Consider the following 21528-nt stretch of genomic DNA (forward strand, 5'->3'; position numbering starts at 1 on the left):
GGAATTAAATATCAATATCCCCTTTGTAATGCCGCATTACGGCATACTGCCAGGCGGTGAGGGTTTTACCCGCACCAGCAGCGGAGTATGATGTCGCGCTTTGGTTAATAAGATGTTCTCTTTTGCTGACTTCAGGATCCTGCCGCCATGATTGTTCGCCCGCATCAGCACTGGTTTCCGCGCCTGTTCTCATGGCACGGCGCGGTGCTGCAAAAAATTCTGTTTCGCCTGAGCCTCAATCTGATGATGGCGATATTCGCGGTGATCTGCTTTCAGTGGTATGAAACGCTGGGGGTGAAGCTGACCACCGCGCCGTTCAGCCTGCTGGGCGTGGCGATTGCTATCTTTCTTGGCTTTCGCAACAGCGCCAGCTATGCGCGCTTTGTTGAAGCGCGAACCCTCTGGGGGTCGCTGCTGATTACCCAGCGTTCGCTGCTGCGCCAGGCGAAAGGCGCGCTGCGCAGCGACCCGGCGGCAGTGAGCGAATTCAGCGCGCTGCTGAAGGCCTTTAGCTGGAGCCTGAAGCATCAGCTGCGCAGCACCGATGCCAGCGATGATATCCGCCGCCTGGCCCCGGAAAAGTGGCGGGAAGAGGTGCTGGCCAGCCCGTTCAGGACCGGCCGCCTGCTGTTGTGCATGGGCGCGTGGCTGGCGGATCAGCGCGAAAAAGGGCTGATTAGCGACCTGCTGTATAACGGCATGGATAATAATCTGAATGAGCTGTCGCATATTCTGGGCGGCTGCGAGCGCATCAGCACCACGCCGATCCCGTTTGCCTACAGCCTGATTGTGCATCGCACGGTGTACCTGTTCTGCACCCTACTGCCGTTCGCGCTGGTGGCAGACCTGCACTATATGACGCCGCTGGTCTCGGTGTTTATCTCTTATACCTTTTTGTCGCTGGAATCGCTGGCGGAAGAGCTGGAAGACCCCTTTGGCACCTCCGCTAACGACCTGCCGCTGAATGCCATCTGTAACCACATCGAACGCACCCTGTGCGAGATGGATAATCAGCACCCGCTGCCGGAGAAGCTGCTGCCGGACGCGCGTTATAATTTGATGTGATTGGATTGCTGTTGCGATAACAGTTTAGGGCCGACCGCGGTTTGGTCGACCCGAATGACATCCCCGTTTCATAAATTTACGCGCCATTATCGATTTCTCAGTGCTCATCAAGAAAAGCGTTAGCTGCACAAGTGTGCCAGGGGTCAGGCTGATTACATATATGCTCTCACCCGCCTGTAAAAAGGCCGACCGGAAAAGAAGGTCGGCCACTACGCGTGACGGGCTACGCTTGTCGGCAGCGCGATGACGTTGGATTTTTAGAGGCACTAACGGATGCTGGCAATCAGGACTAGCCGGATTACCCGGCCGATGTAGGGGTCGGGCATGCCCGACCCGCTGGGAGGGCTCCAGCCTAAAGGGATCTAACGACGGCGAGCCCTGAAATCATCCTTACTCCCCGAGAATGCTGTTCACCGCGGCGGCATGGCCGGTTTTGTCGCTGGCGCCGGAAAGCACCTGGATAACCACAAACTTGTTATCGGCGGTGGAGAGCAGCGTCGCCTGCTGCACGCCCTTACCATCCATCTTGTCGGTGGCTTCAATGTGATAAACGTCCAGCCCTTTGACCTTCTCGGTCTTCTCGCTGATCACCTTATAATCCGGCGATGCCTGCTTCTGTTTATCCTTAATCGACTTCATACCGTTGAGGAAGTCCGCATCGGTGCCGCCCCGCGCCACAACGGGCACGTTGTCCTCACCGAGGATAATCACGCGCTTTTCCGCCTGGCTGACGTACATCTTGCCCGGTGCGCCACCCGGCATTGGCTGCTGCTGATAACCTTTCAGGTCAAAAGTTAAGTCGCCGTTCAACAGCGAGACTTTCTGCGTGGCGGGTGCCGCTGCCGCAGGAGTAGTGACTTCCGCTGCGCCTGCCGCTGTCGCCGTTCCTGCCAGAGCCAGCACCAGAGATAATGAACCTGCTAATTTAGATAATTTAATAGATTTCATTCGAGCATCCTTCTTCTGAATTGGCTTTCAGTATAGTGAGCCGCTCAAGCCCCCTGCCATGAGAAAGTTCCTTAACTGCCGAAAACGATAATGATTAATAAGGATATTTGGCCAGTCACTCTATTGCAGCCAAACCAAAGCCCTGCTTGCCATTACGCTTTACGTTGTACATCGCTTCATCGGCGCGCATCAGCGCCGCGCCAAAACCATCAGATTCCTTCACCTCAGCAATACCGACCGATGCGCCAATCTGCGCCAGGCCGTTATCGAGCTCGAACGGCGTCAGCGCCGCATCCAGCACGGCCTGCGCCGCAATGCGTACTTTGGGATAACCGATCAGGTAAGGCAGCAGCAGCACAAACTCATCGCCGCCGATCCGGCTAATCACCACGGCGGGCGGCACCGCGTCACGCATACGCTGGCTGAGCTGGATCAGCACCTCATCACCGCTGCGATGGCCAAGCGTGTCATTAACGTGCTTAAAGTTGTCGAGGTCGATGTAAGCCAGGCACAGCGGACCCTGCTTTTTCATCTGGCTGAAAAGGTGTTGCAGCGCGTGGCGATTGGTGAGACCGGTTAGCGGATCGTGATGCGCCAGCGCCGAGAGCTGGGCTTCGTACTGCTTCTCTTTAGTCATATCAATATGAGTGCCGGTCACCTTCAGCGCGTTACCCTGCTCGTCCCATTCGCTGACGCGCCCTCGGTCCAGCACCCAGGTGATCTTACCGTTCTTGGCGATCATCCGGTGCAGCGCCTCATAGTAGGGTGCGCGCCCCTCGATATGGTCATAAAACGCCTTCAGCACCTCCTGCGCATCCTCCGGGTGCAGATGTTCGCGCCACACGGCAAATTGCGCACTCAGCTCCTTCGGCTGGAAGCCGAGCATCGACCCCCAGCGACGGTTGAAGATCACCAGCTTGCCGCTGGGAATATCCAGCTGCCACAGACAGAGGCCGGTACCATCCAGCGCCGCATTCAGCTTATGGCGGGCGTCATGAGCAATACGCTTCAGGCGCGCATTATGTTTTTTCAGGTTGTGGATTTGCTGGTAGAGCGCTTCGTCAGACATGGTTCACGCAAAAAGGGAAAATAAGGGCTATTTTGCCTGCGCGGATTTTTCTGTAAATGACTGAATTGAAAAGCCGATCTTTGGTGGGGAATTTCAGGGTAAGAAGCGTTTTTGGCGGTATAGCAGGGCAATATCAGCTGGGAGCGCTGTTTTACCGGGTTGGATGCTCAGGATCGGTTAATAGCTGGCGGCGCGATGCCCTGCGCCGCCGGGCTTAACGTGGTCAGAATTACATCTGCACCAGGTTCTTAATTTTCACGTCCGGATTAACATCCGCTTCGTAGTCCACGCCGTCCAGACCAAAGCCGAACAGGTGCATGAACTCGGTTTTATAACCGACGAAGTCAGTCAGCTGGTTCAGGTTTTCGTCAGTGACGGTCGGCCACAGTGCGGAAACCTCGTCCTGAACTTCAGGCTGCAGCTCTTTGTAATCGGCACGCAGGCGGCCGGTGTCATCGAGGATCGGCGAAGCACTGTACAGGCTGTCTTTAAACAGACCGTAGACCTGCTCGATGCAGCCTTCGTGGGTGCCTTTCTCTTTCATCACTTTGAACAGCAGTGAAAGATAAAGCGGCATTACCGGGATAGCCGAACTGGCCTGGGTCACTACCGCTTTCAGTACGGAAACGCGTGCGTCGCCGTTACCGTGCGCGGCCAGCTTGTCGCGAATGGAAAGAACGCGTTTATCGAGATCTTTCTTCGCTTCACCAATTGAGCCGTTCCAGTAGATATCATGGGTGATCTGCTCGCCCAGATAGGTGAAGGCAGTAGTTTTAGCGCCGTCGGCCAGCACACCCGCTTCCATCAGCGCGTCGATCCACATCTGCCAGTCTTCACCACCCATAACCGCGACGGTGCCTTCGATCTCTTCCTGAGAAGCCGGTTCCAGGGAGACGTCGGTGATGGTTTCTTTATCGGTGTTCAGCCCACGGGTCACCAACGGCTTGCCGATTGGCTTCAGGGTAGAGTTAAACACTTCACCGGTGGTTGGGTGGGTACGGCGTGGCGCGGCCAGGCTGTAAACCACCAGGTCAACCTGACCCAGATCCTGCTTAATCATCTCAATGGTTTTCTGTTTCACCGCGTCGGAGTAGGCGTCACCGTTGATGCTTTTGGCATACAGGCCTTTCTCCTCGGCAAACTCTTCGAACGCCGCAGAGTTGTACCAGCCTGCGGTGGCGGTTTTATTCTCTTCGCCGGCACGTTCAAAGAACACGCCCAGCGTATCTGCACCGCAGCCAAACGCCGCAGAGATACGCGCCGCCAGGCCGTAACCCGTCGAGGCGCCAATCACCAGAACTTTTTTCGGGCCGGAAGCGATCTCGCCCTGTTGGGTGACGTATTCGATCTGTTTTTTGACGTTAGCTTTGCAACCCGCCGGATGGGCAGTAATACAGATGAAGCCACGGATGCGTGGTTTAATAATCATATTGACCTCAGTTTATGAAACTTTTTCATTAACTTTTTCATTAACTTTCTCATGAAATAAGGGCGTCAGAATAGCGCGTAAAGCGGTTCAGGCAAAGTGCGGAAGCGCCGATCTGCCGCTTCGGCTTACTCTGTAAGCGCCAGTTGCTTACGGATTAAGCGCTTTTAGTGCACTGGCCTGATACTGCGCCATCTCCGCAGGCGGCACCATGCCGCCGCCGGTCGCCCAGACTAAGTGCGTCGCACCGGCCAGCGCCGCTGCACTGATGCCCTGCTGAGCCAGCTTTTCAGGCTGCGCGCTGATACGCCACGGCCCTGCCATTCCCGCCAGCGCCGACGGTTCCAGCGCCAGCTGTTCATGCTGATACAGCAGCCCGAGCAGCGCGTACATTTCTTCATCACTGAGAGTATAAAAGGCGCTCAGCAATCGCTCCATTGCGCGGCCGACAAAACCGGAGGCGCGCCCGACCGCCAGACCGTCCGCTGCGGTAAGGTTGTCGATTCCCAGATCCTGTACCGCGATCTCATCATGCAGGCCGGTGTGTACGCCCAGCAGCATGCACGGAGAGTGCGTCGGCTCGGCAAAGATGCAGTGAACGCTGTCGCCAAAGGCCAGCTTAAGGCCAAACGCCACGCCGCCGGGGCCACCGCCGACGCCGCACGGCAGATAGACCAGCAGCGGATGCTGTGCATCAACCCGGATATTTTCCGCAGCAAACTGCTGCTTCAGCCGCTCCCCGGCCACCGCATAGCCAAGAAACAGGTTGTGCGAATTCTCGTCGTCGATAAAGAAACAGTGCGGGTCGGACTCGGCCTGACGGCGCCCTTCCGCCACCGCCACGCCGTAATCCTGCTGATACTCCACCACCTTTACGCCGTGCTCGCGCAGCTTCTGCTTTTTCCACGCGCGCGCATCCGCCGACATGTGGACCGTGACATCAAAACCGAGGCTGGCACTCATAATCCCGATCGACAGGCCAAGATTTCCGGTCGAGCCGACGGCAATACGCCGCTGGCTGAAAAACTGGCGCAGCGGCGCGGAGGCAAGGCAGGCATAGTTATCCGTCTCCTTCAGCAGCCCGGCATTGATTGCCAGCTTTTCCGCATGCGCCAGCACTTCATAGATGCCGCCGCGGGCCTTAATCGAGCCCGAGACCGGCAGGTGGCTATCTTTCTTTAACCACAAACTGCCGGGCAGCGCGTGCTGATAGCGTGCATCAAGCACCGGTTGTAAGCGGGTCAGCGGGCAAATTTCCGACTCAATGATGCCGTTGCTGGCGCGCGTTTCCGGGAATACCTGCATCAGGTAAGGGGCAAAACGCGCCAGCCGGGCGCTGGCGTCCACCACCTGCTCACGCGTCAGGCCGACGTGCGCATAGCCCTGTGCCAGCGTCGTGGCTTTAGGGTTGAACCAGGTAACCGGTTGTAAGGCACACAGCTGATTAACCAGTGGAAAATTCTGCCTGACCTGTTCTGCATCCATTAACATGGTGACTTCTCCTGTGGTGGTGGGGTGATGGCCGATTTATGCTTAAACAATGGGAAAAACAGTCATTACCGCCAAAGTTTGATCGCATTCAAATTTCTGAAAAATATAAAGAAAAAACCAGATATGCAGTTTATCTGCATAACTACCGCCTGCCAACTGTCGGTCTGTAAAGTCAGCGCAGGTTTACCCGCTAACTATGCAGTTAGTCATGCTGGATTGTGCTTAAAACACAGGATTTCACATTTATTTAAAAACTTTGAAACCTTTTTTTGATGTTAAATTAGCGGCGACTTAGTGAGATTCACTGAGTCATCCACGGTATGACAGTATTTATAACTAAGAGCTCCCCGCACGGCATTTGCCCCTGACGGACAGGCTCTACACATATGAAGGTTTGTTATGGAAAAGCTCTCTTACGTTTCTGAAGGCAGCAAGACGGCCTGGTCAACCTATCTGCAGCAGATCGATCGCGTCGCGCCGTATCTCGGCGACCTGTCGCGCTGGGTGGATACCCTGCGTCATCCGAAACGTGCACTGATTGTAGACATTCCGCTGCAAATGGACGACGGCAGCATCCGCCACTTCGAAGGCTTCCGCGTGCAGCACAACCTGTCGCGCGGCCCGGGTAAAGGCGGTATTCGTTACCATCCTAATGTGGATCTTAATGAAGTCATGGCGCTTTCTGCGTGGATGACGATCAAATGTGCGGCGGTTAACCTGCCGTATGGCGGCGCCAAGGGCGGGATCCGCGTTGACCCCTTTGCGCTGTCGGAAGGCGAGCTCGAGCGCCTGACGCGCCGCTACACCAGCGAAATTGGCCTGATCATCGGCCCGCAAAAAGATATTCCTGCGCCGGACGTTGGCACCAACGCCAAAGTGATGGCGTGGATGATGGACACCTATTCAATGAATCACGGCACCACCATCACGGGCGTGGTGACCGGTAAGCCTATCCACCTTGGTGGTTCACTGGGGCGCGAAAAAGCCACCGGGCGCGGCGTATTTATTACCGGCCGTGAAGTGGCACGCCGCAGCGGCATTGAAATTGAAGGTGCGCGAGTTGCCGTGCAGGGCTTTGGTAACGTCGGTAGCGAAGCAGCGCGCCTGTTTAACGATGCCGGGGCGCGCGTGGTAGCGATTCAGGACCACAGCGCCACGCTGTTCAACGCGGCAGGCATCGACCTGGTCGCGCTGAGCGAGTGGCAGGCAGCCAATAAAAAGATTGCCGGATTCAGCGGCGCAGACGTTATCAGCGATGAGGCATTCTGGGACGTGGAAATGGAGATTCTGATCCCTGCCGCGCTGGAAGGTCAGATCACCCGTCAGCGCGCGGAAAAACTGCACTGCCGCATCGTGCTGGAAGGCGCAAACGGCCCAACCTTCCCGGAAGCCGATGACGTGCTGGCCTCACGCGGTATTACCGTCGTGCCGGACGTCGTGTGTAACGCCGGGGGCGTAACCGTCAGCTACTTTGAGTGGGTGCAGGATATGGCCAGCTTCTTCTGGAGCGAGGACGAAATTAATGAGCGCATGGATAAGCTTATGACCGAAGCGATGGTCCACGTCTGGGATAAAGCGCGTGAGAAGACGTGCAGCCTGCGCACCGCCGCCTATATCGTGGCGTGCGAGCGCATCCTGATGGCACGTAAGGATCGCGGGATCTATCCGGGTTAAGCGCAATATAGTCCCTCAAAAACCGTATTAAAAACCGTATTGAAGTAGGGTTAGCTCGAAGAATGGCAGGCTCCTTTAGGAGCCTGCCTTTTTTTAACTCTTTTCCGCCCGGGCGTCCGCTTCGGCCTGCTGGTAACGCTGCTTAAATGCCTCGTTCTCTTCGACCAGGCGCAATGCCGCCTCGATCAGTTCATTCTGCACCAGCGTATCGGCACCGTCGCTGGTGGCCCAGTGAATGTACATCACGCACAGTGCCGCAACCTGCAGCTGCTCGCCCTCTTCATTGCTGCCGTCAAACTGATATTCGGCCAGCGACCAGCGGTAAATTTCAGCGACAAATGGCATATCACCACTTTCATCCAGCGCGGGTAAGGTGGCGAACAGTTCCAGCATCTCCGGGGTGGCGACGTAGTTCTGGCGGCCAACGGCATCCAGCTGGCGTCCGTGGGCGCGGGCCTTATTGGCCTGTTTGGCTTTCAGTTTGGCGCGTTTATTACGTTTGTCCTGTTTGGTGCTCACGGCTTTTCTCTGTCAGTAAAAAATTGGGCGGCAGGATAACATATCTGGTCAGGATTTCCCGATCATCAGCGACACCAGCCCGGCGGCAATCAGCGGCCCGACCGGCACGCCGCGAAACAGCGAGACGCCGATAATGGTGCCGATCAGCAGCCCACCAACGACGGTAGGCTGGCTGCTCATCAGCTGCACGCCGCGCCCGCCAACCCAGGAAACAAAAATGCCCACCGCGATTGCCAGCAGCGATTTCCAGTTCAGGAACGAGTGCATCAGCGTGGTGGATGGCAGCGAACCGCTGGCAATCGGCGCCATCACGCCAATGGTCAGGATGATGATCCCCACCGTGACGCCCTGCTTCTCAATCCACGGGAAGGTTTGCTGCAGCGGCGTCATGCGAATGGCAACCAGCACCAGCAGCGCAATGGTGACGGTGAGGTTGTGGCTGAAGTAGCTCAGGGCGGCAAGGAACAGCAGAATAGCGAGGGTCAAATCGAACATTTTTTACCTGATAACAGTTTCGCAACAAAGTGGTGAGCACAGCATAAAGAATTTTTTCAGCAACTCACCCTTTTTTTTCCTTTACGCCGCCGGCGTGGCCCGCGCCCGCTTCAGGCAATCAGTGGCTGGCATCAATCGCGGCCTGCAGGCTGACCTGCGGACCACTCAGCACCGCCAGCGTACTGTTAATAAAGCGCTCCGCCCCGCTCATCGACGCCTGCGCCAGCACGATACAGCCCAGGGTGCATTCCGGACGTTGCTGAATATAGTGCGCAATTTCCTGATGATAGCCGTCAATGTCGCCCTGATTGAACCAGGCCCACGCGCGCGGGATCAGTTCGATCACCAGCCGTTCACCGGGAATAAAGGCGCTAAATAGCTGGGTGGTGGAGGCCAGCGTCGAGCTGGCGGTGCAGAGCACCAGTATCGTGCCGTGATAGCGCGAGGCGATTTTCGCCAGCGTGGCATCAATGCGCACCACCGGTTTGCTGAACGCGACCTCGTATGCTGCCACCCCAAGCGTGGTGCAGGTGACAATCACCGCATCCGCCTGCTGACACAGCTCTTCAATGGCCTGGCGCGTGGCGGCTGCGATCTCCGGGGTGACCTGCTGCTGCTCAATGGCTTGATCAAAAAGTTCACTCTCCACCCGGTGCAGCAGCTGGACGTCTTCATAGCCGAGCACGCCGAGCGCCTGCTCGAACACTTCTATATTACTTCTGGCCGCGTGCAGGCAGGCAATGATGGTCATGGCCGCATCTCCTTTAACGTTGAAATGCTACTGTGGCAAATATCACAAAAAATGCCAGTAAAAAGGGCCTCTCTGAGAACGAATGTTTCACCCGATAAGCACCGCCGTGGTGCACTGCACCGTATTTGTTCGCCACTATCCTGCAACCTTTGTTTCAACAACCGCATTGTTCGCCTGCTGGCGGCACTTTTTGTCTCATAAGAAACTGGTATGGAAATTGCTTTTATTTACTCATGACGCAAAGGAGAGACAGATGAAAGCAATTATCATAGGTGCCGGTATTGGCGGTATGTGTGCGGCGATTGCGCTGCGGCGCGGCGGCATTGAGTGCGAGGTGTTCGAGGCGGTGAAAGAGATCAAACCGGTAGGTGCGGCGATCTCAGTGTGGCCAAACGGAGTGAAATGCCTCAACTATCTGGGGATGAGAGAAGCCCTGCGCGCCATTGGCGGTCCGATGCAGATGATGGCCTACAAAGACGGGTACAGCGCGGAAACGCTGACCCGCTTCAGCCTTGACCCGCTGGTTAAGGATTCCGGCGAGCGCCCGTATCCGGTAGCGCGTGCCGAGCTTCAGGCGATGCTGTTGGATACCTGGGGGCGCGACTCTGTACAGTTCGGCAAACGGGTGGTCAGCGTGGAAGAAAAAAGTGACGGTGTCACTGCTTACTTCGACGATGGTTCAGAAGCACACGGCGACCTGCTGATCGCCTGCGACGGCACCCACTCGGCGATCCGCCAGCACGTGCTGGGTTATGCCACCGAGCGCCGTTACGCGGGCTATGTAAACTGGAACGGCCTGGTGGAGATTGATGAATCACTGGCTCCGGGCGACCAGTGGACCACCTTTGTCGGTGAAGGCAAACGCGTTTCGCTGATGCCGGTAGCGGGCAACCGCTTCTATTTCTTCTTCGACGTGCCGCTGCCAAAAGGGCTGGCGCAAGACCGCAGCACCCTGCGCGGCGATCTGAAGGGGTATTTCTCCGGCTGGGCTGCGCCGGTGCAGCAGCTGATCGAACGGCTGAACCCGGAAACCACTAACCGCGTGGAGATCCACGATATCGAACCTTTTGCGCAGCTGGTTAAAGGCCGGGTAGCGCTGCTGGGCGATGCGGCACACAGCACCACGCCGGATATCGGCCAGGGCGGCTGTGCGGCGATGGAGGATGCGGTGGTGCTGGCGATGATGCTGCACAGCAATTCGCTGGGCATTGAAGATGCGCTGCTGCGCTATCAGGACAAGCGCGCCGGGCGGGTAAAGGACCTGGTGCTGAAGGCGCGTAAGCGCTGTGATGTTACCCACGCCAAAGAGCCAGCGGTGACCGCAGAGTGGTACGCGGGGCTGCGCGAGGAGACTGGCGAGCGCATCCTGAACGGCATGTGCGAAACCATCCAGGGCGGTCCGCTGGCATAGCCCGCGATTTGCCCCTGTAAGCAGGGCCGATCGAAACAGAAGATCGGCCCCTGGGCGTTATTCTTGCAAACCCCGGTTGCGCAGCATCGGTTCGATCTCCGGGTCACGCCCGCGCCAGTCGTGGTAGAGCTGCTTCAGATCTTCGCTGTTGCCGCGTGACAGCACTTTGTCACGGAAGCGCTGACCATTTTCCCGCGTCAGGCCGCCGTGCTCTTCAAACCACGCAAAGCCATCATCCGCCAGCATTTCGGTCCACAGATAGGCGTAATAACCGGCGGCGTAGCCGTTACCCCAGATATGCTGGAAGTAGCTGGAGCGATAGCGCGGCGGCACGGCGGCCAGGTTGATTTTCTCCTCGCTCAGCGCGTGCTGTTCAAACTCATCGGTTTTCTGCACTGGCTGGTCGGCATGCAGCCCGTGCCAGTGCTGATCGAGCAGCGCGGCGGCCAGCAGCTCGCTCATGTCATAGCCTTTGTTGAAGGTGCTGGCACGCAGCATCTTATCGCGCAGCGCCGCTGGCATCGGCTCCCCGCTCTGGTAGTGGCGGGCGAAGTGGCTGAACACCTGCTGGTTGCTGGCCCAGTGCTCGTTAAACTGCGACGGGAACTCAACAAAATCACGCGGCGTCTCGGTGCCGGACAGGCTGGCGTAGCGCTGGTCGGCGAACATGCCGTGCAGCGCATGACCAAACTCGTGGAACATGGTAATCACATCATCCCACGACAGCAGCGCAGGCTGGCCGGGCGACGGCTTGCTGAAGTTCGCCACGTTGTAAATCACCGGCTTACTGCCCAGCAGCGTCGACTGCTCGACAAAGTTGCCCATCCACGCGCCGCCGCCTTTGTTATCACGCTTGAACCAGTCGGCGTAAAACAGCGCCAGCGGCGTGCCGTCTTTATCCAGCACTTCATACACTTTGACATCCGGGTGATAGACCGGCAGATCGGGGCGTGGCTTAAAGGTAATGCCGTACAGCTGAGTCGCGGCATAGAACACGCCGTTCTCCAGCACGTTGTTCAGCTCGAAGTAAGGTTTGATCTGCGCCTCGTCGAGGTCATATTTGGCGCGGCGCACCTGCTCGGCGTAGAACAGCCAGTCCCACGGCGCCAGGGTAAAACCGCCCTGCTGCTGGTCGATGACCGCCTGGATATCTGCCGCTTCACGCCCGGCGCGCGCGGTGGCTGCCGGGACAATCTGGCGCATAAAATCGAGCGCGGCCTGCGGGGTTTTCGCCATCTGATCCTGCAGCTTCCAGGCGGCATAGCTGTCGAAGCCCAGCAGTTTGGCCTGCTGCGCCCGCACCTGCGCCAGCCGGGCAATCAGCTCGCGCGTGTCGTTGGCGTCGCCTTTTTCGGCGCGCGTCCAGCTGGCCTGATACAGTATTTCACGCGTCGCGCGCGCGCTCAGGGTTTGCAGGTCCGGCTGCTGGGTGGTGTTTTGCAGGGTCAGGAGCCACTGGTTGCTCAGCCCGCGCGCCTGGGCCGCATCGGCCGCTGCGGCAATTTCTCCGGCGCTCAGCCCGGCCAGCGGCTGCTCGCTGCTGAACAGGACGCCGCCCGCTTTGGTGGCGGCCAGCAGGCGGTTGGTGAAGCGGGTGCTGAGCGTGGCAGACTCCTGATTCAGCGCTTTGAGCTGAGTTTTATCCGCGTCGGAAAGCTGCGCTCCAGCCAGTTCAAACGCCTGCCAGGTGACCTCTGTCAGCCGCAGCGACTCCGCATCCAGCTTCAGCTGCTGGCGCTGCTGATACACCGCGTCCAGCCTGGCGAACAGCTTGCCGTTGAGGTGAATATCGTCGTCGAGCGCCGCCAGTTTTGGCGACATCTCCTCATCAAGCGCCTGCAGTTCATCACTGGTATTGCCGGAGGTCATCGCGCTGAAAACGTTATACACGCGTGCCAGGCTCTGACCGCTCTGCTCCAGCGCCAGGTAAGTATTTTCAAAGGTCGGTGCGGCCGGGTTGTCGGCGATGCGGGCGATTTCGGCGCGCTTTTCCGCTATCGCCGCTTCCAGTGCCGGGCGATAATCGGCACTGTGGATCTTGTCGAAGGGCGGTGCCTGGAACGGCAATGTACTGGCCTTGCTGAACGGGTTATCTTGCTGTCTCTGCATCTGCTGATGTTCCTTTTGCGATTCTGCCGCCTGCACGCTGGCGGTGACTGCCATACTGATGGCCCAGACTAACGGTGCAATCCTCATAACTTTACCCTCATCCCTGTTGACGAATCACCAGCTTAGGCGCAGATGCGCCGGGTTGCAAAGTCATTGCTGGCGCTGATAACAGGCGATGATCTCCCCCGCCACCGCCACGGCAATCTCGGCGGGCAGCTTGCCTTTCACGTCCGGTAGCCCTATCGGGCAGCGCATCCCAGCCAGCTGCTCGCGGCTGAAGCCTTTGCCCTCGAGCCGGTAATCAAAGCGCTGGCGCTTGGTTTCAGAGCCAATCACACCAAAATAGCGCGCATCGCCGCGCCGCAGGATCGCTTCACACAGCTGTAAATCGCGCGGGTGATGGTGGGTCATCACCACGTAATAGCTGTTGGCGGGCATCAGCTTGACCTGATCGATGGGGTCTTCCAGACAGCGCGCCGTCACCCCTGGCGGCACCGCCGTGAACTGCTGCGGCCGTTCATCAACCCAAAATACGTGACAGGGTAACGTTGACAGCAGGTTCACCAGCGCCTGACCGACGTGCCCGGCGCCAAACACGGCGATCTGCGGCTGCGGCTGTACCAGCGGCTCGAAAAGAATGCTGGTGACGCCGCCGCAGCACTGCCCGAGGCGTGCACCAAGATTGAATTGCTCATGCCGCGCCTGTACACCCGGGGTTTGCAGCATCTCGCGGGCGATAGCGATGGCCTGAAACTCCAGATGGCCGCCGCCAATGGTCAGCCAGGTGTTATCCTGGCTGACGATCATCTTGCTGCCGCGATCGCGCGGCACTGAGCCTTTATCATCGAGCACCGTCAGCAGCACGCAGGCCTCAGCGCGCGCGCGCAGATTCGCCAGAATAGTGATCCAGTCATCGCTACGCATTATCCCCTCCCGCACGCATTTTTTCCGCCCCCCAGAACACTCGCTCCGGGGTAGCCGGGGCATCCAGCAGCGGATGCTGGCGATAGCCGCCTACGCTGGCAACCGCGTCCTGCAGCGCGCACCACACCGCAATACCCAGCATAAACGGCGGCTCGCCGACCGCTTTGGAATGGAACACGGTCTCTTTTGGATTTTTGCGATTTTCGACCAGCGTCACGCGCAGGTCGTGCGGCACATCGCCAATCGCCGGGATTTTGTAACTGGCCGGGCCATCGGTCATCAGCCGCCCTTCGGCATTCCACACCAGTTCCTCGGTGGTCAGCCAGCCCATGCCCTGCACAAAACCGCCTTCAACCTGGCCGATATCAATCGCCGGGTTAAGCGACGCGCCCACATCGTGCAGGATATCGGCACGCAGCAGGCGGTATTCGCCGGTCAGGGTATCAACCATCACTTCCGCGCAGGCCGCGCCGTAAGCGTAGTAATAGAATGGTTGCCCGCGTCCCGCCAGGCGATCGTAGTGGATGCCCGGCACGCGGTAATAGCCGGCGGCGGAGAGCGGCACCTGATTGAGCCACGCCTGCTGCGCCACTTCGGCGAAGGTAAAATGCTTGTCGCCAACTTTGACGATGCCGTTACTGAAGCGCACCTGCTCCTCAGAGCAGTGATGTACTTTGCACAGCATGGCGATCAGCCGGTCGCGCAGGATCTCCGCCGCATTCTGCGCCGCCTTGCCGTTGAGATCGGTGCCGCTGGAGGCCGCCGTCGGTGAAGTATTGGGTACTTTGCCGGTATCGGTCGCGGTGATCTGGATGCGATCGACGTCGATTTGCAGTACTTCAGCGACGATCTGCGCCACTTTGGTGTTTAGCCCCTGGCCCATCTCGGTACCGCCGTGATTCAGCTGGACCGTGCCGTCGGTGTAGATCAGAATCAGCGCCCCGGCCTGGTTGAGGAAGCTGGAGGTAAACGAGATGCCGAACTTAACCGGCGTCAGCGCCAGGCCGCGCTTCATTACGCTGTTAGCGGCATTAAACGCCGAGATTTCGGCACGGCGGGCGGCGTAGCCTGCACTCTCTTCCAGCTGGGCGGTCATCTCCTCCAGCAGGTTATCTTCCACCGTCTGATAATAGTGGGTGACGTTGCGCGTCTCTTTGCCGTAGTAGTTACGCTTGCGCACTTCCAGCGGGTCGAGGCCCAGCTCGCGGGCGATATGGTCCATAATCTGCTCAATGGCGACCATGCCCTGCGGCCCGCCAAAGCCGCGATAGGCGGTATTGGACGCGGTATTGGTGCGGCAGCGGTAGCCGGTAATCAGGGCATCGCCAAGGTAATAGGCATTGTCAGCGTGGAACATCGCACGATCGACGATAGAACCCGAGAGATCGAGCGAATAGCCGCAGTTGCCCGCCAGATCGATTTTTACCCCGCAGAAGCGCCCTTCATCATCCACCCCGACGTCATAGCGCACAAAGAACGGATGGCGTTTGCCGGTGGTGCGCATATCGTCGCGGCGCGACAGGCGCATTTTTACCGGCCTGCCGCTTTTACCTGCCGCTACCGCGCACAGGCAGGCAACGCCTGCGGCCTGCGTCTCTTTACCGCCGAAGCCGCCGCCCATACGGCGCATGTCGATGGTCACTTTATTCATCGTCACGCCCATTACCGAGGCCACCAGCTTCTGCACTTCGGTCGGGTTCTGGGTTGATGAGTAAACCTGCAGCGCACGATCTTCACCGGGCACCACCAGCGCCACCTGAGTTTCCAGATAGAAGTGCTCCTGACCGCCAATGTGAAATTCGCCCCGCAGGCGGTGGGCCGCACGCGCCAGCGCCGCTTGCGCATCGCCGCGCTGGTGGATGTGCGGCTGCTGGACAAAGCTTTGCTGCTCCAGCGCCTGCTTCACGTCCAGCAGCGGGGTGAGCGGCTGGTACTCAATTTTTGCCAGCATCGCCGCCTGACGCGCCGCCTGCTCGCTTTCGGCTGCCACCACCAGCACCATCTGACCGGCATACTCCACCACGTCCTGCGCCAGCAGCGGGTCGCCAGGCTCCAGCGGCCCGATATCCACATCACCCGGCACGTCGCGCCAGGTCAGCACGCTCACTACCCCGGGCACCGCGTAGCAGGCTGCGACATCAATGCTTATAATGCGCGCATGGGCATGTTCGCTGAGGCGCGGGCAGAGGTGCAGCATCCCAGGCAGCTCGAGGCGATCGTCAATATATTGCGCTGCGCCGCTAACGTGCAGCGCAGCGCTCTCATGCTTGTTGCTCTTGCCAACGCCGTTCTGAATGCCCTGCTTAAACTGTTGGGCAATCACCTCTTCACTGACCTGCGGGCGATTATGAGACATAGCGGGCAACCTCCGTAATGGTCAGTTCACCGTTGAGATCGGCGTAGTAGCGGCGCAGCAGATTTTTCGCCAGCTGCAGGCGATAAGCCGCGCTGGCGCGGAAGTCGCTTAGCGGCTGGAACTCCTGCTCCAGAGCTTTGCAGGCTTGTTCGATGGCGCAGAGCGTCAGCGGCTGGCCAAGCAGCAGCTGTTCACAGCGCGAAGCGCGCTGCGGGATCGCCGCCATGCCGCCAAAGGCAATGCGCACGTGCGACACGCAGTTTTGCGCATCGGTTTGCAGCGTGAAGGCGGCAAATACGGCGGAGATATCATCCTCCAGCCGTTTGGAGACCTTCCAGGCGCGGAAATTTCGTCCGGCCGCCGTTTTGGCTATCACGATAGCGCGGATAAACTCGCCAGCGCGCAGCGCGGTTTTACGGTAGCCGAGGAAGAACTCGCTGATTGCCAGGCGGCGCACTTCATCACCGCGCTGCAGCAGCAGCTCCGCGTCCAGCGCCAGCAGCATCGGCGGCGTATCGCCAATCGGCGAAGCGTTAGCGATGTTGCCGCCCAGCGTGCCCTGATGGCGGATCTGCAGTGAGGCAAAGCGCTCCAGCAGCTGGCTGAACGCCGGGATTTCCGCGCTCAGCAGCTGCCAGCAGTGATGTAAAGAGGCCCCGGCCCCCAGCACAATCTCCTCGCTGCCAATTTCACACTGTTTCAGTTCATCGACGTGGCCGAGAGCAATCATCAGCGGCAGCGTCTGATGCTGCTGCGTCACCTGCAACGCCAGGTCGGTGCCGCCCGCCAGCAGCCGCGCCTGCGGATTGGCCAACAGCGCCGCGCTGAGCTGACCGATAGTTTTTGGCAGCAGGCAATGGTTGCCCTGCCGCGCGATCTCCTGCATCTCGCTGTTTTGCAGCGCCAGCAGACGTTCTACCGTCGCGGTTTCCTGCTGCTGAAAACTGTCGCTGACCGGCGCGGCACAGGCCTGCTGCGCCGCCGCAACGATTGGCCGATAGCCGGTACAGCGGCACAGGTTGCCCGCCAGCGCTTGCTCAATCTGCTGATGGTTTGCGCTGCCCTGCTTTTGCAGCGTGAACAGCGACATTACAAAGCCCGGCGTACAGAAGCCGCACTGCGATGCGTGGCAGTCAACCATTGCCTGCTGCACCGGGTGTAACCCCTCCGGCTGGCGCAGATCTTCAACGCTAATCAGCTGTTTGCCCTGCAGGCTGCTGACAAACGTCAGGCAGCTGTTGACCGTTTCATAGTGCATTTCCCCGTTTTCTACGCGGCCAAGCGTGACGGTGCAGGCGCCGCAGTCGCCGGAGGCGCAGCCCTCTTTCGTGCCGCAGCGCCGCTGGTTCTGGCGCAGATAGTTGAGCACCGTCAGATTCGGGTCGATCTCCTGCTCGCTTACCAGGCGCTGATTGAGTAAGAACTGGATCATGCTGCACGCTCCATTTTATCGCTCTGCCAGACGCAGCGGCCGTTGACCCAGGTGGCGGCGATATTGCGGTCGTCACCCAGCGTCATCAGCACGAACAGTTTTTCCCAGATATCGCGGCTGTTGGCGTGGCGCATCTGCTGCAGCGGGGAAACAGCCGGGTCGAGCACCACAAAATCGGCCTCTTTACCCGGCATGAAATTGCCAATCTTCTGGTCGAGATCCAGCGCTTTCGCGCCGCCCAGCGTGGCGTGGTAAAAAGCTTCACAGGCGGAGAGCCTGTAGCGCTGCAGTTGGCCAACCTTGTAAGCCTCGCCCAGCGTTTGCAGCATATTAAAGGTGGTGCCCGCGCCGACGTCGGTGCCGATACCCATCTTCACCCCTTTATGCCAGCAGGTTTGCAGATTAAACAGCCCGCTGCCGAGGAACAGGTTAGAGGTCGGGCAGAATGCCACCGCGGAATCCGTGGCGTGCAGGCAGTCCCACTCGCCATCGTCAAGATGCAGGCAGTGGGCAAACAGGCTGCGCTTGCCGGTCAGCTGGTACTGGTGATACACGTCAAGATAGCCGTTGTGATGCGGGAACAGCGCCTTCACCCATTCGACCTCCTGCGGGTTCTCGCTCAGGTGAGTATGCAGCCAGGTATCCGGATATTCGGCGCGCAGCTGCTGTACCTTGCTCAGTAACTGCGGGGAGGAGGTCGGGGCAAAGCGCGGGGTCAGCGCGTAGCTCAGGCGGCCGTGATTGTGCCAGCGTTCGATCAGCGCTTTGGTCTGCTGGTAGCTCTGCTCCGGGGTTTCGGTCAGGCTCTCCGGCGCGTTGCGGTCCATCATCACCTTGCCGGCAATCAGCCGCATCTCCAGCGCCGCAGCCGCGGTAAACAGTGCATCGACCGATTCAGGATGCACGGTGCCAAATACCAGCGCGGTGGTGGTGCCGTTGCTCAGCAGCTGCTGGAGGAAAAATGCCGACATGCGCGCCGAGTGCTGCGGGCAGTGATACTGGCTTTCCACCGGGAAGGTGTACTGATTGAGCCACTCCAGCAGCTGCTCACCAAACGCGCCGATCATTTCGGTTTGCGGGTAGTGAATATGGGTGTCGACAAAGCCAGGCACGATCAGGCGGCCGCGATAGTCGAGTGCCCCATTCCCCGGCTGCAGCAGGTGCTGCCCCTGCTGCCACTCATACAGGCCGACGATTTCGCCCGCGTTCAGCAGCAGCAGTCCGTCTTCAATATGGCGTGCGGCGTCCGGCAGCTGCTGAGGATTTTCTACCGTGCGGGTGATATCAAAAAAGCTGGCGCGTATCGCCTGGGTATAGGTCACTGACATAACATTTCCTTTATTGAGGCGGCCTCACCCTGTTCAGTATTTACCAGCAGTGAGGTTTTTACCCGTAATCAAATAACTTTCTTATCAGTGTAGTTTTGCAATTGTTGTGCCAGCCGGGAAAAATAAATTTTCGTTAAATTACAGTCAGTTAAAATTATTCTTAATAAACTCTGTTATTCAGGCTTAATAAACGATTGCGCAATCGGTTGCTAATAATGCAACCGATTGCTAATGGGTAACAGTGCGCTTAATGATTGGGATGACATTTTATTTGGCCGGGCCTGCGCCCTTTTTTGGCGCATTTCTGCCTTGAGGTGCACCAGCAGTGTGCAGCTTTTGGTATTAACCCATAACAAAACGCTCCTTTATCGGCGGCGCGGCATAATGTTAAGGTAAGAAAAATCCAAAATGTGTTGAGGAACAGTGAGATGATCGTATTTGTTACCGGTGCGACCGCCGGTTTTGGTCAGAGTATTACCCGCCGCTTTGTCGCTCAGGGACATAAAGTCATTGCCACCGGCCGCCGCCAGGAGCGCCTGGATGCGTTACAGCAGGAGCTGGGCGACAGCGTCTATACGCTGGTTCTCGACGTGCGCGATCGCGCCGGCATTGACGCGGCGGTGAATAGCTTGCCGACGGAGTGGCGCAACATTGACGTGCTGGTGAATAATGCCGGCCTGGCGCTGGGCATTGAACCGGCACAGCGTGCCAGCCTGGAAGACTGGGAAGATATGATCGACACCAATAACAAGGGCCTGGTGTATATGACGCGCGCCATTCTGCCCGCCATGGTGGAGCGCAACGTCGGCCATATTATCAATATCGGTTCGATTGCCGGCAGCTGGCCGTACCCGGGCGGTAACGTCTACGGTGCGACCAAAGCGTTTGTACGTCAGTTCAGCTTTAACCTGCGTACCGACCTGCACGGCACCGCGCTGCGCGTTACCGATATCGAACCGGGCCTGGTCGGCGGCACCGAGTTCTCCAATGTGCGCTTTAAGGGCGATGATGCCAAAGCGGGTAGCGTGTATGACGGTACCGAACCGTTGACGCCGGAGGATGTGACCGAAGCGGTCTGGTGGGTGGCTACCCTGCCGAAACACGTCAATATCAACGCGCTGGAGATGATGCCAGTCGGCCAAAGTCAGGCCGGCCTGCGCGTGCACAAAGGGTAATTAACCTGCGGCGGGCGACTCAGGCCCGCCCCCATCCGGCAACGATAATCAACACTCCGCAAAACGCCACCAGCGCCCCAAGCCAGTCGAAAGTGCTAAGCCGAACACCCTCAATAAAGCGCAACCACAGCAGCGCCGTGACCACATACACGCCCCCGTAGGCGGCGTAGACGCGCCCACTGGCGGCCGGGTGCAGCGTCAACAGCCAGACAAACAGCATCAGGCTGACTGCTGCCGGCAGCAGCAGCCATGGCGAACCGTTCTTTTTCAGCCACAGATACGGCAGGAAACAGCCGACGATTTCGGCCAGTGCGGTGGCAAAGAAAAGTAAAATGGTGGTCAGCAAAGGTAAATTCTCACTCAAAGTTCAACGGCGCAACCGCGTGACTGGTCGCTGCCTGAAAGCTGGTGATATACTAACAAACATCGTCCGCGCAGTCGCGACAGCGGGCTGCCCATTGAAAGGAAACTATGATGAAAACAGTACAACACCGTCTGAAGCAGGCGACACTGCCGCTATTAATGCTGGCAGCCCTGTTCTCCGTCCAGCACAGCGCGCAGGCACGCACCGACCGCCTGGTGATCGAGGATGGCGATAACTCACTGACTAAAGAAGAAGCGCGCCAGCAGAAAGAGCAGTGGGATGACACCCGCAATCTGCGCCATAAGGTTAACTCCCGCACCGAGAAAGAGTTCGACCGCGTTGACCGCGCTTTTGATACCAGCGAAGCCTGTGAAAAAAGCCTCAATCTGAATGCCTACTGGGAGCCGAAAACCCTGCGCTGCCTCGACCGTCGCACCGGTCGTCCGGTCACGCCTTAACCACTCCGGCACTGTTATTACTGCTAATTTAAGGATGATAAGATGAAGAGTTTCAAGTGGATATTAACCGCCCTCGTCGTTGCCACTCCTCTGGCCGTTCAGGCATCTTGCGAAACGGTCAAGGCCGATATTAACCAGAAAATCATCAACAACGGGGTTCCGGCCTCCGGCTTTACGCTGGATATCGTGCCGAATGACCAGGCCGATCAGGCGGGTGGCCAGGTCGTGGGTCATTGCGAAAACGACACGCAGAAGATTGTTTACAAGCGCAGTGGCAATAACGATGACAGCAGCGTCCCTGCTGCTGCCGGTACCTCGCAGGATACTTCCGCGCAGTAACATTCCGCGGGCCAGGCATGCCTGGCCCCTACCAAACGTTATAATATTTACCCCATCTGCAGGGTCAGGCATGCTTGGCGCGCCTCAACAATTATAACGTTATAATATATTCGTCATTTGTAGGGGTCAGGCATGCCTGACCCGCCTCAACAATTATAAAGTTATAATATGTTCGTCATTTGTAGGGGCCAGGC

The 21528-nt window shown here is 58.4% G+C and carries 19 protein-coding genes; 6 read left to right on the top strand and 13 right to left on the bottom strand.

Annotated features, from left to right (window positions below; genetic code table 11):
• The first annotated feature begins 147 nt into the window (after window positions 1-147).
• Entirely contained in the window at window positions 148-1065 is a 918-nt protein-coding gene (locus J2Y91_RS19690; RefSeq protein WP_062818546.1) for a bestrophin family protein, read from the top strand.
• A 390-nt stretch (window positions 1066-1455) separates the two neighbouring features.
• Here the strand turns inward: J2Y91_RS19690 and J2Y91_RS19695 are convergent, their stop codons facing one another.
• The 4 genes from J2Y91_RS19695 to dsdA form a co-directional block, all read right to left on the bottom strand.
• Window positions 1456-2013, bottom strand: coding sequence for a DcrB/PsbP domain-containing protein (locus J2Y91_RS19695; protein WP_253539212.1), 558 nt, complete (start codon window positions 2011-2013; stop codon window positions 1456-1458).
• A 115-nt stretch (window positions 2014-2128) separates the two neighbouring features.
• Window positions 2129-3082, bottom strand: a complete 954-nt coding sequence (locus J2Y91_RS19700) for a sensor domain-containing diguanylate cyclase (RefSeq protein ID WP_253539216.1) — start codon at window positions 3080-3082, stop codon at window positions 2129-2131.
• Between the two features lie 229 nt (window positions 3083-3311).
• Window positions 3312-4511, bottom strand: coding sequence for an enoyl-ACP reductase FabV (gene fabV, locus J2Y91_RS19705; RefSeq protein ID WP_048916068.1), 1200 nt, complete (start codon window positions 4509-4511; stop codon window positions 3312-3314).
• Window positions 4512-4658: 147 nt separating this feature from the next.
• Complete coding sequence (gene dsdA / locus J2Y91_RS19710) at window positions 4659-5993, bottom strand: D-serine ammonia-lyase (protein WP_253539560.1); 1335 nt, start codon at window positions 5991-5993, stop codon at window positions 4659-4661.
• 405 nt (window positions 5994-6398) lie between these two features.
• On the opposite strand from dsdA, the gene J2Y91_RS19715 reads away from it, so the two are divergent.
• Window positions 6399-7673: a Glu/Leu/Phe/Val family dehydrogenase gene (locus J2Y91_RS19715; protein WP_048916069.1), complete on the top strand. Its 1275-nt coding sequence runs from the start codon at window positions 6399-6401 to the stop codon at window positions 7671-7673.
• Window positions 7674-7766: 93 nt separating this feature from the next.
• On the opposite strand, the gene J2Y91_RS19720 is transcribed toward J2Y91_RS19715, so the two are convergent.
• From J2Y91_RS19720 to J2Y91_RS19730, 3 genes are all read right to left on the bottom strand, one after another.
• Window positions 7767-8192: a hypothetical protein gene (locus tag J2Y91_RS19720; RefSeq protein WP_253539218.1), complete on the bottom strand. Its 426-nt coding sequence runs from the start codon at window positions 8190-8192 to the stop codon at window positions 7767-7769.
• A gap of 48 nt (window positions 8193-8240) precedes the next feature.
• On the bottom strand, window positions 8241-8687 hold the full coding sequence (locus J2Y91_RS19725; RefSeq protein WP_048916071.1) for a DUF441 domain-containing protein: 447 nt from the start codon (window positions 8685-8687) through the stop codon (window positions 8241-8243).
• Window positions 8688-8805: 118 nt separating this feature from the next.
• Window positions 8806-9438 (bottom strand): hypothetical protein, encoded by a 633-nt coding sequence (locus tag J2Y91_RS19730; RefSeq protein WP_253539220.1) that lies wholly within the window; start codon window positions 9436-9438, stop codon window positions 8806-8808.
• Between the two features lie 253 nt (window positions 9439-9691).
• Between J2Y91_RS19730 and hpxO the strand changes: the two genes are divergently transcribed.
• The gene (gene hpxO / locus J2Y91_RS19735; RefSeq protein ID WP_133623588.1) at window positions 9692-10849 is read left to right on the top strand and encodes an FAD-dependent urate hydroxylase HpxO; all 1158 of its coding nucleotides are present in this window, start codon (window positions 9692-9694) and stop codon (window positions 10847-10849) included.
• Between the two features lie 57 nt (window positions 10850-10906).
• On the opposite strand, the gene dcp is transcribed toward hpxO, so the two are convergent.
• The 5 genes from dcp to guaD all read right to left on the bottom strand — a co-directional run bounded on the left by dcp (window position 10907) and on the right by guaD (window position 18998).
• Window positions 10907-13045 (bottom strand): peptidyl-dipeptidase Dcp, encoded by a 2139-nt coding sequence (dcp, locus tag J2Y91_RS19740; RefSeq protein WP_253539222.1) that lies wholly within the window; start codon window positions 13043-13045, stop codon window positions 10907-10909.
• Between the two features lie 63 nt (window positions 13046-13108).
• Window positions 13109-13882 carry a xanthine dehydrogenase accessory protein XdhC gene (xdhC, locus tag J2Y91_RS19745; RefSeq protein WP_253539223.1) on the bottom strand — a complete coding sequence of 258 codons (774 nt, stop codon included), beginning with the start codon at window positions 13880-13882 and terminating at the stop codon, window positions 13109-13111.
• On the bottom strand, window positions 13875-16238 hold the full coding sequence (gene xdhB / locus J2Y91_RS19750; RefSeq protein WP_253539224.1) for a xanthine dehydrogenase molybdopterin binding subunit: 2364 nt from the start codon (window positions 16236-16238) through the stop codon (window positions 13875-13877). Before xdhB ends, xdhC begins: the two co-directional genes overlap by 8 nt.
• Window positions 16228-17670, bottom strand: a complete 1443-nt coding sequence (xdhA, locus tag J2Y91_RS19755; protein ID WP_253539225.1) for a xanthine dehydrogenase small subunit — start codon at window positions 17668-17670, stop codon at window positions 16228-16230. The genes xdhB and xdhA overlap by 11 nt, the downstream gene beginning before the upstream one ends.
• The gene (gene guaD, locus J2Y91_RS19760; protein WP_253539226.1) at window positions 17667-18998 is read right to left on the bottom strand and encodes a guanine deaminase; all 1332 of its coding nucleotides are present in this window, start codon (window positions 18996-18998) and stop codon (window positions 17667-17669) included. Before guaD ends, xdhA begins: the two co-directional genes overlap by 4 nt.
• A gap of 428 nt (window positions 18999-19426) precedes the next feature.
• Here guaD and ydfG point away from each other — a divergent pair, with 428 nt between their 5' ends.
• Window positions 19427-20173 carry a bifunctional NADP-dependent 3-hydroxy acid dehydrogenase/3-hydroxypropionate dehydrogenase YdfG gene (gene ydfG / locus J2Y91_RS19765; protein WP_253539228.1) on the top strand — a complete coding sequence of 249 codons (747 nt, stop codon included), beginning with the start codon at window positions 19427-19429 and terminating at the stop codon, window positions 20171-20173.
• Window positions 20174-20192: 19 nt separating this feature from the next.
• Here ydfG and J2Y91_RS19770 read toward each other — a convergent pair whose 3' ends face one another.
• The gene (locus tag J2Y91_RS19770) at window positions 20193-20519 is read right to left on the bottom strand and encodes a YnfA family protein (protein ID WP_048916080.1); all 327 of its coding nucleotides are present in this window, start codon (window positions 20517-20519) and stop codon (window positions 20193-20195) included.
• Window positions 20520-20647: 128 nt separating this feature from the next.
• Here J2Y91_RS19770 and J2Y91_RS19775 point away from each other — a divergent pair, with 128 nt between their 5' ends.
• On the top strand, window positions 20648-20995 hold the full coding sequence (locus J2Y91_RS19775; protein WP_099755163.1) for a DUF1283 family protein: 348 nt from the start codon (window positions 20648-20650) through the stop codon (window positions 20993-20995).
• Window positions 20996-21037: 42 nt separating this feature from the next.
• Window positions 21038-21334, top strand: coding sequence for a DUF1161 domain-containing protein (locus J2Y91_RS19780; RefSeq protein WP_133623581.1), 297 nt, complete (start codon window positions 21038-21040; stop codon window positions 21332-21334).
• Window positions 21335-21528: the final 194 nt, after the last annotated feature.

The organism is Erwinia aphidicola, assembly GCF_024169515.1.
Taxonomy (GTDB): domain Bacteria; phylum Pseudomonadota; class Gammaproteobacteria; order Enterobacterales; family Enterobacteriaceae; genus Erwinia; species Erwinia aphidicola.